Genomic DNA, 14,713 nt, shown 5'->3' with positions numbered 1-14,713 from the left:
CAGATTCCTGCTTTCGCAGGAACTAAAGATGAAAAACAACAAATCCATAATAGATAAACTTACAGCGCTTTGGGCACTAAACGAGTCAGGTTTAGGTGGATTTCTACATGTGTTTAACTCACCATTCACAGGATTAATTGTTGGAGGAGTATCCATTTTACTCATAAGCTTAATCGCCTATTATGCAGAAAATAAATGGCAATCCATCTTTAAAGCGTTGGTCATTGTCTTAATTATTAAAATGGCAGTAAGCCCGTATTCGCCTTTTGGAGCTTATGTGGCTGTTAGTTTTCAAGCTATTGTTGGTGCTTTTTTGTTTTCCAATTTTTCTTGGAAAGGATTAACGCTAATGGTTTTAGGCATGGTGACGTTTTTGGAATCTGCCCTTCAAAAATTAATTATTCTCACCATTGTTTATGGTACGGAATTATGGGAAGCTGTAAATATTTATGGCGCTTGGGTTCAGCAAAAATTGAATTTTATATCAAATACTTCTACTTCAACATTTTTAGTAAGCTTATACCTGTTGGTTTATGGTGTTTGTGGTGTTATGGCAGGAGTATTTATTAAAAACATCATGACCATCATTGCTAATAAAAAGGAAAAAGATTTTTCTCTTGAATTAGAAACTACATTGGTTAAAAATAAAGCTAAAAAAGTAACTTTTAAAACCAAAGTTATTTGGATTTGGTTGATTACAGTAGCGTTAATTGTGTTGGGATTATCATTGTATGGTGGTCCTCTTTTTGGTTGGGAAAAGGCAATTTACATCGTGTTGCGAAGTTTCTTGATTTTAATGCTGTGGTATTTGGTCATAGGTCCTTTGTTATTGAAAATCGTTCGGAAATACCTTCATAAAAAAGAATCTAAGTACCAAGAGGAAATTACTAATGCTATGGATTTGTTTCCCTATTTCAGACAAATTATCTCGTACACTTGGAAAGAAACAAAACACTTAAAAGGCTATACCAGATTTCAGTATTTTATGGCCAATAGCATCTCTAATTGCATTCATTTTAAAGTGGTTTCAGAATGATTTATATCTTAACAGGAACAATTCGTTCTGGGAAAACGACAGCTTTAAAAAAATGGGTTGGCACCAGGCATGATGTTGATGGTTTGTTAAGTCCAGACAATGACAATGGAAAGCGCTATTTTTTGAAAGTAAAATCAAAAAAAGAATTTGAATTTGAAGTTGAAACTGAACTTGAAAACAAAAATGAAGACATCATTGAAATAGGACCCTTTAAATTTTTGAAATCTGCTTTTGTTGAAGCGAATGAATTTTTAATTTCGAATCCTTTTGAAGCGGTAAATAAATATCTAATTATTGATGAACTAGGAAAACTTGAATTAAAGAATGAAGGTTTACATGTGTCAGCTGAAAGGTTGATTCCTGAATTTGAGAATAATGAAAACAGTCACTTAATTCTTGTTGTTAGAGATTATTTAGTTGATGCTGTTTTGAAGCATTATTCAATAACTGAACATAGAATTATAACCAAAGAAGATTTAGAATTACTGACATAGTCCTGTTAGGTTTCAAAAACCTGACAGGTCTGGAATAGGCGCGTTGCATTAGTTCCTCATCATACAATCTCATTTGTAATATTATGATGTGGTAAAGTTAATATACTCACTAGAAATATCCGGATTCACTATATTAGACTTATCAGGTTTTTCAAACCTAGCAGATCTGGTAAAACAAGAGGCTATAATCTATTTGTTGGGTGTTGTCCTGATACGAATTTTAAAAAAATTGCTGCTAATTTGCTTTTATACCTGTCAGGTTCTAAAAAACCTGATTGGATAGGTGCGATAGTAATTTTGTTCCCATTTATGAGATTCCTGCTTTTGCAGGAATTTGTCAAGAAAAAAGCGTCTCACTCATCGCATAATAAATCGCCATTAAAGCAGAGAAAACAGCACTTCCCAAAAATCGCCACTTCATCTTAAATCGATTTTGAATAATATAATTCGCGACAAACGAAATAGGAATATTGACCAAAAACGACCAAAAAGCAATTTCCAAAAGACTTAAGTTAATGTCAGAAAACTGACCTGAAAATAACTGAATAAACAGTAAATGTCTGGCAATCCACAGTGGATTAAAATAGGCAATTGCCAAAATTGTTTTACTCAATGTGGCTTTAATGCCTTTTAGAGCAGCTGTCTTTTTTACAATCCAATCAAAATAATTAGGGATTTCAAATGCGTAGAATGTAGCACCAATGAACATCATTCCTACTAAACGATATATGGAAAATTCACCTAATAAAAGTGCAGCAATAGAGTCGCCTGCACTGTAAATTAGTGCACCTTTTATGATGTTTTGTTTTTTGTAATGCAATTATTGTTCTTATTAAATTCGTCAATTCGAGTGGATTTTACGATTTAAATGAGTGAAATTTGTATCGAGAATAAGAATTTAGTTCAATTGGTTCTCGATACAATTTTCGTTCCTCAAATCACTCGAACTGACGTTTGTTTTTATTTTGAATCCTCATACAATCCCATCAAAACCTTTTCAGCTGTCATTGGTGCATGAAACTTCATATTATAATTCGGGTTGAAGGCTTTTATAGCATTCTGAAGCGCAAAATACGCTCCAATCCCATACATTAAAGGAGGTTCGCCAACGGCCTTAGATTTTAAAATGGCTAAATCATGTCCTTTTGTTTCTAAAGGAATAGTTTCAACAACTTTAGGCACTGAAAATAAATCTGGAACTTTGTAAGTTGATAAGGCATTCGATAATAATTTGCCGTCGTCGTTATAGGCGATTTCTTCCAAAGTCATCCAGCCGATACCTTGTATTAAAGCACCTTCAACCTGTCCTAAATCGATACCTTCACTCATGCTTTTACCGTAATCGTGAACAATCTTCACAGAATCAAATTCGTAAGTGCCACGTGTGCAATCTACAGTCACCGTTGTAATTGCTGTGCCGTAGACATGGTATGCAAAAGGGTGTCCTTTTTCTTTGGTTTTATCAAAGTGGATTTCTGGCGTGGCATAATGTGCATTTTCAGTTAAAGCCACACGTTTTAACATGGTTTTACTAATGAGCTCTGTCCAAGATAATTCTGATTTTTTAGCATTGATATAAACAAATTCATCTTGTAATGAAATCTCGTTTTCTGAAACGTTTAAGTCTTCTGATGCGACTTTCTTCAAACGTTCTAAAAGTGAATTACAAGCCATTAAGGTTGCTTTTCCATTCAAATCTGCAGTAGAACTTGCCGCAGAAGGCGAGGTATTGGCAACTCTTGTGGTATTGGTGGTTTCAATTTTTATTTTTTCAATTGGAATTGAAAATACTTGTGCTGCAATTTGCATCATTTTGGTGTTGACGCCTTGTCCCATTTCAACAGCAGCTGTGCTTACACCAACACTTCCATCCAAATAAATATGAACCAAAGCACGTGCATGATTCATTGGTGTGTTGGTAAACGAAATCCCGAAACAAATCGGCATAAACGCGATGCCTTTTTTGAAATTTGAATTGTTCTGATTAAAGGTTTCAATTTCACGTTCTAATCCTTCACTATTAAATAATGATTTTGCCGAATTCCAAGAGTTTTTAGCTTCAACCAATTTTGCAATTTGACCATACGAAAACGTATCATTTTCATCTAATAAATTAGCTTCTTGAATCGCTTTCGACGACACACCAATCTCACTTGCCGCTTTTGCAATGGCAGATTCAATCACAAACATCCCTTGTGGTCCGCCAAAACCTCTAAAGGCTGTGTTTGGTGGTAAGTTGGTTTTGCAACTCAACACTTTTGTGGTGACGTTGGGAACAAAATAACTATTTGTGGCATGAAACAAAGTACGCTCGGCAATGGCTGGCGATAAATCGGCTGCTGCACCAGAATTTTGAAGAAATTCCGCTTCATAAGCCAAAATCTTTAAGTCTTTAGATAAGCCGATTTTATACGAACTTTCGTAAGGATGTCGTTTACCTGTCATGCGTAAATCATCATGGCGATTCAGTACTAGTTTTACGGATTGATTTAAATGATAAGTTGCCAAAGCAGCCATCACAGCCCAAGGTGTGGCTTGATCCTCTTTACCACCAAATCCACCACCAAGACGCGTCACATCTATTTCAATTTTATGCATCGCTAAGCCTAAAACTCTAGCGGTAGTGGCTTGTACAGCGGTTGGGCCTTGCGTGGATGATGTGATTTTTATATTACCATTTTCTAAAGGTTCTGCATATGCTCCTTGCGCTTCAATGTATAAATGTTCTTGTCCGTTGGAAAAGGTTTCTCCTTCAAAAATATAGTCGCAATCCGCAAATGCTTTTTCAGTATTACCTAAACTGAATGATCGAGGAGCATTTATAAAACTACCTTTTGCCTTAGCTTCTTTTGCAGTGGTGATAACGGGAAGTTCTTCTATGTCAATGTCAATTAAACCTCGAGCTTTTCGAGCAATAAATTCTGATTCTGCCACGATTAATGCGATTGGCATTCCCCAGAAATGGACGTCGTATTCTGCGAATAAAGGTTCGTCTGCAATGATGCCTCCGATTTCATTTTCGCCAGGAATATCTTTATAAGTCAAGATGCGTTCTACACCTTCTAAAGCTTCAGCTTTTGAGTAGTCGATATGTTTTATTTTCCCATGTGCTTTTGGTGAATCAAAAACCACGGCGTGAAACGTCCCTTGTCTAATATTTACATCATCAACATAAAGCGATTCTCCACGAACATGCGTGTAAGAATCTAAGTTTTTAATGCTCTTCTTTAATGCTTTGGAAACCGCATCCAATTCAGAATTCAACGTGTTATGTGATTTGTTTTTATGCATGTTGAATAAAGTCTTTTAATGTGAATTGCTTAGGGAATACTTCTGTAAAATGCGCGAAGAATAATTGTCGTGCTAATAAGCGTTTATAGTCGCTGGTGCCACGAACATCAGAAATTGGTGCAATCTCATTTTGAAGTATATCGTTGGCTTCCAAAATAGTTTCTGAAGTCAATGATTTTCCTGTTAAAAATTTAGAGGTTTCATGTAAATATTTTGGAATGGCAGCAACTCCTCCAATAGCAATATGTGCTTCTGAAATCATTTCATTTTCAACTAATATATGAATCGCCGAATTCACACTCGCAATATCTAAATGGGTGCGTTTACAAACTTTTTCAAAATTGAAAAATGTGCTTTTGTTGGGTAGCTTAAAACTGATGTTTTTTAGAAGTTCGCCGTCTTTTAAATCGTAAGTTTTATAATCTTGATAGAAATTTTTAAGAGCAATAGTACGTTCTTTTTCGTCTTTATCAGTAATTGTAATATCGCTATTCAACGCTAAAAAGAAAATGGTCATGTCTCCAATTGGTGATGCATTCACAAAGTTGCCACCTAAAGATGCCATGTTTCTAATCTGTTCAGAAGACACGAGTTTTAAATGCTTTTTTAAGTTTGGGAAATAGTTGTTCAATTCCGAATGATTCCATAAATCTGAAACGGTTGTATTGGTTCCGATGGTGCAAATATCGTTTTCAATAGTTATGCCCTTTAGGTAATCCTTTTCTGCAATGAGATGCACAGAATTATTGGTTAAATTATCGGCTTGTTGCACATATAAATCTGTTCCTCCAGAAATGTATTTTCCTTTGGGTTGATTTAAATCTTTAATTTCAATGGCTTTTAAACGTTGCGGAATGGTTTCAAAATATTGAGGAATAAATTCATTTTCAATCAACCAATTTATTGAGTTTGTATTTTTGTTTTCAAGCTTTTCAACGACTTGATGCGCCGCTTTTTCAATAGATTTATAACCTGTGCATCTACAAATATTTCCGCTTATGGCATCTAAAGCAGTACTGTAATTGTTTTCAGAATTAGACAATGCAAAACCGGTTAAAGCCACTACAAAACCAGGTGTGCAAAAACCACATTGTGTGGCGTAATTGGATTTCATGGCTTCTTGTGCAGTGGTTAACTTGTCGTTTAGATTTGTGCCTTCAACCGTTACAATGTGTTTGCCGTGTGCGTTTCCTAATGGCGAAATACAAGAGGTGATGCTTTGGTATTCTAAAATGCCTTTGGTGTTTAATGTGCCTACCAAAACAGTACAAGCACCACAATCGCCTTCACGACAACCAATTTTGGTGCCTGTGAGGCGTTGTTGATAGCGAACAAAATCCAATAAGGTCATACCAGAGTTTTCTGGTGTTTTTATGGTTTTGTTATTTAGGATGAAGGTTATCAATAGTTTTAATTTTAATTCAGTTTTTCGATTTCTTCTTGAAAATGTTTACTGAGAAATACCTTTTCTTTTTCATTTATACTATCTAGAATACCAACTCGGCCATAAAAGCTAATATTCTCATTTTCTTTGTGCACAAGAACAATTAAAGGGTAACCTTTTTTAGCTTCAAAAATTTCTAGATTCTTCTCTATTCCTGTTTTTGGAATTTCGCGGTCTAAGAAATAGTTGAAACTTATATTTTTTACTAGAGAGCTGTCAAAGTAATTATCATTTTGCACAGCGGAAATGATTACACCTTGAACTTCATAAAAGTCAGATTCCTCATAATCCGTGTATTTTGCTTTTGATTCACATGATGTAAAACAAAGCAGTATAAGTAATATTAAAGATAAGGTGTTTTTCAAAAATATCAATAATTAGTATTGCGTCTTATCCACCTTCTTACTCCATTCCTGAAAAGGCTCTAAAGCAACTTCTCTTGCTAATTGTTCAAAAGGGATACTTCGTTTCTCGTAAGGTAAGGGGATTTCTTTATAAATAAACTCATCATCAAAGCCAATATTTGCCGCATCTACTTGGTTACTTCCATAATAAACTTTGTCTGGTCGTGCCCAATAAATGGCGCCTAAACACATTGGGCAAGGTTCGCAAGAGGTGTAGATTTCGCAGCCTTCTAGCTGAAATGAATCTAAGTTCTTACAAGCATCTCTAATCGCAGATACTTCTGCATGTGCTGTTGGGTCGTTGGTTGAGGTGACTTTGTTGTTGCCTCGTCCTACAATTTTTCCGTCTTTTACGATGACGCAACCAAATGGGCCGCCTTCGTTGTTATTCATTCCTTTAAGAGCAGCATTAACTGCTTCTTTCATGAATTGTTCTTTATTGTTCATATATAATTTGTGTCTATTTTTAGTTTTGAATAAAGGTATTAAATTTTTGAGAATAGAATGAAAATGGATTCATTTTAAAAGCCAAGAGCGAAGAGATAGGAAATTAGAGATGAGAAATTAGAGGTGAGAGAAAATACGAAAAAAGAACCAGGCTGTGTATATAGAATACTAAATAAAAAACTTATTTTTCAATAACTCAAAACGAATACCCAATAGCAAAATTAAGTACAGGTTCATCTACTTTAAAGTCCCATCGTTTGCTTTGGTCTTCAGACGGATCGTGAAATGGTGCTGCCAGATCAAAACGAATTACAAAACCTTGGACATCGATATGTAAGCCGATTCCTGTTCCCATTCCTAATTCATTTATAAAATTTGAGGTAAACTTGTCTTCACCATTAAACGTAGGATTTGCTTTTGAGTTCCACACGTTTCCTGCATCGGCAAAAATGGCTCCTTTAAAGAATGAAAAGAGTGGAAAACGATATTCTACATTGGCCTCTAGTCGTACGTTTCCGGTTTGGTCAAAGTAAGTGCCGTCACTACTTTCATCAGTTTCTTCGTTGTAAGTTCCTGGTCCTAATGAACGGATTCTAAAGGCTCTTACGCTGTATGGTCCGCCAGAAAAATACTGTTTCACATAAGGAATCACTTCAGAATTTCCATATGGCATGCCATAACCTGCAAATAATCGGGTTGCAATAGTTTGTGCTTTGTCTTTTCCGAAATTGAGGTGAAACCTTAAGTCCATATCTGCTTTAGCATACTGAGCATATTGCAAACCTAGGAATGTTTTTGGTTCACCTGAGACTTCTGGATCTTTACCGAAAAGACTAATTGAATTTCCTGCCACATCGAGCGTGGTATTCATATAAAATTGGTGCGGATCGTTAGCATCTACCATTTCGTTATACGTAAATGAAAAGGTCATTCCTGAAATAAATTGCTGATCGAAACTTTGCTTTAAAAAAGGGTTCTCGTCTAAAATATTTTCAAATTCTGTTGAGGTTTTTATAAGTTGCGTATAATTAACAGAAATAGGATTAAACTCGTAGGTGATATACCGATTAGCATTCCATGAATACCCAAAAAGAGCGTTTCCTGATAAAAGGGTGTATAATTTACTACGACGTAAATAATTGACACCAACACTCGTTTTTGTTTTTGGAATGGAATATTCGAAGAAATTTTCGTTAAAGGTATAGGGGAAAATTACGCGTGGAAAAATAATTTCACTTTTTAAGCCTAATTCCAAACTGCTAAGTCCCGAATTGTCACCACTTCTAAATTGCGTTTCGTAACCAACATTTGTGCTGATGTTTAGGGTTTCACCTCCTTTAAAAAGATTTCTGTTACTATAGGTTAAAGCTAAATTTGGACCTGTAAAATTATTAGATTTCGTTACGGCTTGTAACTCGGCTCGGAATGCCCTTTTAGTTAAAGGCGATAAGAAAATATTAGCTTCGAGAACACCCAAACTATCTGTTTGTAAGGTGTCGATTTCTTTATACTGAATGTTTACATATTTGTAAGCTCCTATAGTTGACAAGCGTCTTGCTGTATTTTTTGAAGCTAAAGGATCGTAAAAATCATCTTCTTTTAGTGTAATATATCTATCGAGATGTTTGGGTTTAATAAATAAGGTGTCTTGGTAATAATTTTTATTTTGAAACCGTTCCTTTGTATTGAATGTGGAATCTTGTAGATCGTAATTTGGGAAAACATTAATCGTTTTAACTTGGTATGGAATTGTTGCTTTCTTAGGAACTTCCGCCTTCAGTTTTAAGAATAAATTGAACCGTTTATTATCATATTGATTGGTGTCGGCTTCAAATATGAAAAAATCTGGATTCAGGTTATAATACCCTCTTTTCTTTAATTCTTGATCGATACGTTGACGCTCTAACTTCATGTGAGACAAGTCAAAATACGAACCGTTTTGAAATGGTGATTTTTTAACTTCTTTTTGCACCTCTTCGTACATTGGTGAAGGCATGGAATCCAATTGGTAATTTGCCATTTTATATGGTTGAGCAATTTTTACGTTATACGCAACAGAAGCTTTTGTTTCTTCTTCTTCAAAGGCTGAAGTAGCTGTACTGAAGAAGTAGCCTTTGTTTTCTAATCGATTTATTAAAATGTCTTCAACTTCAAAAGGTTTTATATCAGATTGATAAATGGGTTTTTTACCTAATTTTTTATTTAACCAGCGATTAATGAATCCAGGGTTTTCCTTTTGTCCTTTGTAATGGTAATAAAGTCCCAAATACATACCTAAAAACTTAGAGTTAGGTTCTGGTCTTAGCACTGATTCTAGTTCTGTTTTTAAGTCTTTAACAGTCGTCACTGAAGAATCTGCATCAATTTCAATTTTGGCACCTGTATATAGTTTTTCGTCTTCAGGAATGTATTTTGTTATACTACACGAGTACAACACTATTCCGAAGCACATTAAATAAACACTATGTTTTAAAAATCGTTTCAAGTTTAGTCCTTTTTCTGTTCTATGCTTTTATTTGTCGTTTCTTCTTTGGTGTCAAGTTCGTTTTCAGCTGCTTCTTTTTCGGCTTCACGTTTCGCTTTTCTAGCCATGATAATTGCATCCCAAAGTTCACTAAATTGGTTGAATTCTTGTGTGAAAATTAAACTAATGCCACTGACAATCGTTTGACCATCAATAACATTTTCAAATTCACTTTTTCTAAAGCCTTTTAAACGATATCTTCCGTCTTCTGTAAGGGTATATTCTAAGCTAACATTACCAATTAGTGGTGCTTCCTCACCTGTACTGCTGCTGCCTTGTATATCTACTTCGCTACCAACTCTAACGGTTAACCTATCATTAAATAGTTTTTTTTGTGCGGCAATATCTAATTGTGTACGGTCTGTTGGAGCGTCTCCTTGATAGTCGGTGTAGCTATTTAAGCCAAAATCGAGTTCAATACCAGAACCACCTAACAATTTATCTGAAAATGCATTCAATTGGTCTGAAACCGCATCGTTTAAATTATCTCGTGCAATCGTTGCAAATCCACCAGAACTACCATCACTTCCGGAGTCTGGATAAAAACGGTTTAAGACTAATAGTGAAAATACTTGCCTATTTAACTCACCTTCTTGTTGGTTAACTTGTTGCACTCTGCTATAAACTTGGCCGCTAATTGCACCTTGTTCTTCTTCAGGCATATCTAAGCCAAAAGAAATCTTAGGTTGCAATAATTCACCATCAATATTAAGATAGACATTAAATGGTAAAACTTGTTTATATTTATTTTGAACCGATGGATCAGAACCTGAAATCTGCGATGCCATAAGACCAGTAGCGGAGGTTTCTAAATTGTAAATGGCGCGTACATCGAGTTCGGCATCAAAAGGGTCACCAGACCAAGTAACACGACTTCCTGGTGCAATTAAAAATCTTCTATTAACTAAATTATACAAATTAAGTTCGTAATGACCATCTGAAATTTCGTAAGATCCGGTAAGCGAAATACGACCATTTGGTGCCATTGTAAAAATGAGATTCCCTTCGCCCGAAGCTTTAAAATTATCACCAGTTTCTTCATCTAAGACAACTGTGACGGCTGCATTTTTATCAATAATAATTTCAGAAGAAATATCAAAACCTTTAATTGTAGCGGTTTGTTCTTCGGTTTGGGTGAGAATCGCATCAGGATTTTCACGATTTACAAAAACAACAACACCTTCGCGTTCTTCAATACTTGCCATTGACGATGGCATAACATAAGTAATATTAGTGTCTGACCCTAAGGTGAGTTTAGCATCTAGTTTTGGGATCTGTAAATCTCCAGTAAGTTTTGCGTTGGCATTAAAACTCGCTTTACCATAAAAGGTTTCGTTATCTTCTTTTGTGGCATTTAATACTTGAAAATTAGTGGCTTTTACACTTAAGTCGAACGTTGGGTTTACAAAACTTTCTGTCCCTATTTTTCCAGAAAACACTAAATCATTATTGTTTTCATCACTAATGGTGAAATTGGTCATTGAAAGTCCTGCGTTGTTTACGTTTAGCTTTTCATCTGCCATCGTAAATTTTGTGTTGAGTTTAGCAACGTTGAAACTCGCATTGTTAAATGTTAAAAACCCATCGTACTGAGGATCTGTTGTGGTACCTGTAACTTTAAAAGCACCAGAAAAACTGCCGTCAGTTTCTTTAATTTCACCCAAAGAAAGCGTGTTGAGGGCTTTCATTTTAAATTCGTTAATATCTAAATCCAAGTCTAAATTAGCGATACTGTTACTTACGGTGTAATCACCAACAAGATCAAAATCAATGTCTCCTCCTTTTAAGCCTGCGTTAAATGCATAACTGTTAGTACCAAGCGAATTTCCATTGATACTTAACGTGCCTAAATCTGTTTGGAGTGTATGAAATTCTTCGATGTTTAAATCGGCAACAATACCTGCGTTTTCAAAGGGATCTTCAACAATAAAATTACCATTTAATTGACCTGTTGCTAATTCTGCTTTAGGGTTTAAATAATTGAAAACTTCGTTGATATCAAAATTTTCAAAAGCTATTGCAATATGTTTTTCCGTAATATTTTCTAATTTATCAGTAAGTTCTATTGATTGGTTGTTTTTTGTGATTTTGAAGGCGTTAAACTCAAGGTTTTTATCAGTAATAATAACTTCATTGTTATCTGGAATGGTCCATGTTTCTTTGTTCAGAATTAGACTATCGGGATTAACGGTGAATTTTAATTCATCACGATTACCTGATATTTTAGTACTGACATTCATTAGCTGCTCGTCGTTATGATATCCTAAAAAATCTAGAAGGAGCTCATGATCTGATTGTTGGCCTTTTATGATTGTTTTAGGAACATTTAAAGGGCCAGCCGTTATGTTTTGAAATCCTAAATTAAAGTTGAAATTATCCTTGTCTGTATCCATTGAAAACGCCAAGCTGTCTAAGGTGTTTCCGCTGTAATTAAAATAGGGAGCCGTAATGTTTGCTTTTAATAACCGTTCTTTTTCTTTGAAATCTAAGGCGATATCAATAGTATCTAAATCTCTTACATTTACTAAAAACACATCGTTGAGTAGAGGTGATTCTGAGATTTTCCCTTTAAGCTTTAAGTTTACAAAATCTGTAATGCTATCTGAAACCTTTTCATCTCTATAGAAATAGCTTAAAATATGTCTTTTTATGGCTTTACTAAAGGTCTGCGGATTGGTGTTAGATTCTAAATTAAGATCTATGATTTTGTTGTTTAGCGCTACTGATGTAGTGTCTTTATCCACATGAGCTAACGCTTTTATATCACCAACTAAATAGCTTTTATTGTCATAAACTATAATGCCATCATCAATTAGTGCATCTGCGTCAAAGTGCTCTGCGTTGCCTTTAAAATTGGCATTAATATGCATAGCAGTTTTAACGTTACGCTGCATGACACCAAGTGCTTCTAAATTGGCACCAATAATATCGAGGTTTAATTGTATTTCAGGTTTAATAGAATCTAAAACAATGAAGGTCTCTAAATTGGCATTCAGATTGTCGTCTTTGTAATTTGAATTAATCGATCCAGAACCATTAACAATATCGCCATCAATACTGAGATCTGTAATGGCATAATTGTTCAGTTGAAATTCAGATATATTGGCTTCTACGTTGGCATTAAGTGTGTTAATGTTTTTACCGCTTCCTTTCGATTTTATGATAAGACTCAATCCTCCAAATTGCGGATTGTTTAGCAATTCATTTATTTTGTAATCGTCAATAGTAACGTCGGCATCAAAAGCAATGTCTTCTTCATTTTTATAATGGCCATCAACAGTTGCCACACCTTGTGACGTGGTTAGTTTTGCGTTAGCGGAAATGTCTTCAGGATTCCCATTTACTTGCGCAATAAATTTGATGTCATTTGGGAAATGGACTCCTAATTCTGCTTCATCTACAAATTGAATTAAATCTGATCGTTTTGTTACTGCAGAAAATTGTGGAATATCAAATTGAATCAATTCAGGGTTTGTGACGTTTTGAATGGTACCGTTTGCGGAAATTTGTGTTGAATTTCCCCAATTGAGTTCCGCTTTGTTTAATTTGATAGCTGCTAAAGTTCCTGAAGCATTTAAGTGTCCTAAAACAAGTTTTTTGCTTAATTTATTAAGGTATTCGTTGTTTTTTAAATCGGGTTGAAACTTGAAAATTTCTGTCAGTGACAACTGAAATGCAGGTAAATTTAAGTTCACCTTAGTGGTTTCTGGTGCTTCTATTAATTTTGAAAGTGATGTGTAGTTGAGCTCTGCATCACCCGAAATTGAATTGTTATTTAGTTTGAAGTTTAATCCATCCAAATGCATGTCTTGGTCTGTAGCGTTGAATTTCACAGCCAATTGGTTTAAGTTTAATCCTGAAGCTTCATTGAAATTAAACTGTTCTAAATTTAATGTCGCTTTTTTATCCTTTAATAAAATATCTTTAGCCTGAAGTGTTAGGTTTGCCAGTGAAATGGCATTGGGATTAAAAATGTCTTTTATAGGTTTTGCATTTCCTACACGATAATCGAGCTGGTTATTTTCAAAATCAATTGAAGCCACATTAATTGTCAGTTGCGGCCACTCAAAAGTCGTAATGTCTGTTTTTGTCTTTTCTGATACCTCTTCAATTTGTTGTGTTAAGCCATTGATTTCAGCTTCTGTCGTTAAACTAATTTTAGAATTTTTTAAGGTAATATTCTTAAGGTCGAAATCACTATCACTCAAATTTATTATTGGAACTTCTGTTGAAAATTCCGAAATATCAACATCTGCAATGAGTCTGTCTGGTTGAGATTCGTAATACGCTTTAACATTGTTTAAGGCTAAGTTTTCAAAAGAAAGTTTTGGTAAAGAAGCCTCTGAAGTGGTTGTATCTATCGCAACAGGTTTTTGAACAAACTTGATGTTGGCATCACTAAGTTCAATTTCCGACGCCTCAAAAATCATGTCTTCAATATTGGTGGTTTCCATATGGGCTTGAAGGTTTCCAATCTTAAATCTAGAATCAATTCCTGCAACAGCATCATTGAAAACAATATCGAAATTATTGAAATTTAAGTTGCCAATCACTAAGTTTAGTGGAGTAGAAGTGGTGTCTGTAGCAACGGTCGTGGTATCGGTTGAAGCAAAAGCATCAATTAAAAACTGAAAATTATATCCGGTAACGCTATCTTTTCTAATTACATTGGCACGCAATCCATCCCAATCCAAGGCATCGACACCAACGGCTTCGCCTTGTATCATTTTCCAAAGTGGAATGTTGGCTTCAAGCGAATTGGAATAGACTAAAGTATCTCCTTTGGTGTCTTCTAGATAAAGACCATCGAGTTGTAAATCACCATCAAAGGTTATAAAAAGTTTTTCAATAGCTACTTTTGTTCCTGTTTTGTCAGAGACGAAATTAACCGCTTTGTTGACGATAATATCTTGTCCCCAAGGACTTCTCACAAATAGAATCATTAAAAACAAAAACACAAAAATGCCTAGCAGTACGCGTAAGGTTCTGCGAAGCCAACGATAGTGTCGTTTTTGTGGTGTTTGAGGTCTTTTGTTTTCGATTTTATCCAATAGTCAAATATATACGTGTAAA

General features: G+C 34.9%; 9 protein-coding genes. 2 read left to right on the top strand and 7 right to left on the bottom strand.

The features are described 5' to 3' along the window. Window positions 1–28: 28 nt before the first annotated feature. Together ITJ86_RS01975 and ITJ86_RS01970 are read left to right on the top strand one after the other, a co-directional pair. Window positions 29–1,036: a hypothetical protein gene (locus ITJ86_RS01975; RefSeq protein ID WP_195869919.1), complete on the top strand. Its 1,008-nt coding sequence runs from the start codon at window positions 29–31 to the stop codon at window positions 1,034–1,036. Continuing rightward, window positions 1,033–1,530 (top strand): nucleoside-triphosphatase, encoded by a 498-nt coding sequence (locus ITJ86_RS01970; protein ID WP_195869918.1) that lies wholly within the window; start codon window positions 1,033–1,035, stop codon window positions 1,528–1,530. The genes ITJ86_RS01975 and ITJ86_RS01970 overlap by 4 nt, the downstream gene beginning before the upstream one ends. A 337-nt stretch (window positions 1,531–1,867) precedes the next feature. On the opposite strand, the gene ITJ86_RS01965 is transcribed toward ITJ86_RS01970, so the two are convergent. The 7 genes from ITJ86_RS01965 to ITJ86_RS01935 all read right to left on the bottom strand — a co-directional run bounded on the left by ITJ86_RS01965 (window position 1,868) and on the right by ITJ86_RS01935 (window position 14,691). After that, window positions 1,868–2,350, bottom strand: coding sequence for a hypothetical protein (locus tag ITJ86_RS01965; RefSeq protein WP_195869917.1), 483 nt, complete (start codon window positions 2,348–2,350; stop codon window positions 1,868–1,870). 140 nt (window positions 2,351–2,490) lie between these two features. Beyond that, on the bottom strand, window positions 2,491–4,821 hold the full coding sequence (locus tag ITJ86_RS01960) for a xanthine dehydrogenase molybdopterin binding subunit (protein ID WP_230080185.1): 2,331 nt from the start codon (window positions 4,819–4,821) through the stop codon (window positions 2,491–2,493). Beyond that, on the bottom strand, window positions 4,814–6,226 hold the full coding sequence (locus ITJ86_RS01955; protein ID WP_195869916.1) for an FAD binding domain-containing protein: 1,413 nt from the start codon (window positions 6,224–6,226) through the stop codon (window positions 4,814–4,816). Before ITJ86_RS01955 ends, ITJ86_RS01960 begins: the two co-directional genes overlap by 8 nt. Before the next feature lie 11 nt (window positions 6,227–6,237). After that, window positions 6,238–6,630, bottom strand: a complete 393-nt coding sequence (locus ITJ86_RS01950) for a hypothetical protein (RefSeq protein ID WP_195869915.1) — start codon at window positions 6,628–6,630, stop codon at window positions 6,238–6,240. Window positions 6,631–6,642: 12 nt separating this feature from the next. Then, window positions 6,643–7,116: a nucleoside deaminase gene (locus ITJ86_RS01945; protein ID WP_195869914.1), complete on the bottom strand. Its 474-nt coding sequence runs from the start codon at window positions 7,114–7,116 to the stop codon at window positions 6,643–6,645. A gap of 196 nt (window positions 7,117–7,312) precedes the next feature. Beyond that, window positions 7,313–9,568: a translocation and assembly module lipoprotein TamL gene (tamL, locus tag ITJ86_RS01940; protein ID WP_195869913.1), complete on the bottom strand. Its 2,256-nt coding sequence runs from the start codon at window positions 9,566–9,568 to the stop codon at window positions 7,313–7,315. 35 nt (window positions 9,569–9,603) lie between these two features. Continuing rightward, a complete protein-coding gene (locus ITJ86_RS01935; protein WP_230080184.1) occupies window positions 9,604–14,691 on the bottom strand; it encodes a translocation/assembly module TamB domain-containing protein in 5,088 nt (1,695 codons plus the stop codon). Between the last annotated feature and the right edge of the window lie 22 nt (window positions 14,692–14,713).

Origin of the sequence: Winogradskyella marina, from assembly GCF_015645385.1 — a bacterium.
GTDB lineage: Bacteria > Bacteroidota > Bacteroidia > Flavobacteriales > Flavobacteriaceae > Winogradskyella > Winogradskyella marina.
The sequence above is the reverse complement of the archived record's forward strand: the minus strand, read 5'-3'. Positions and strand labels throughout refer to the sequence as shown.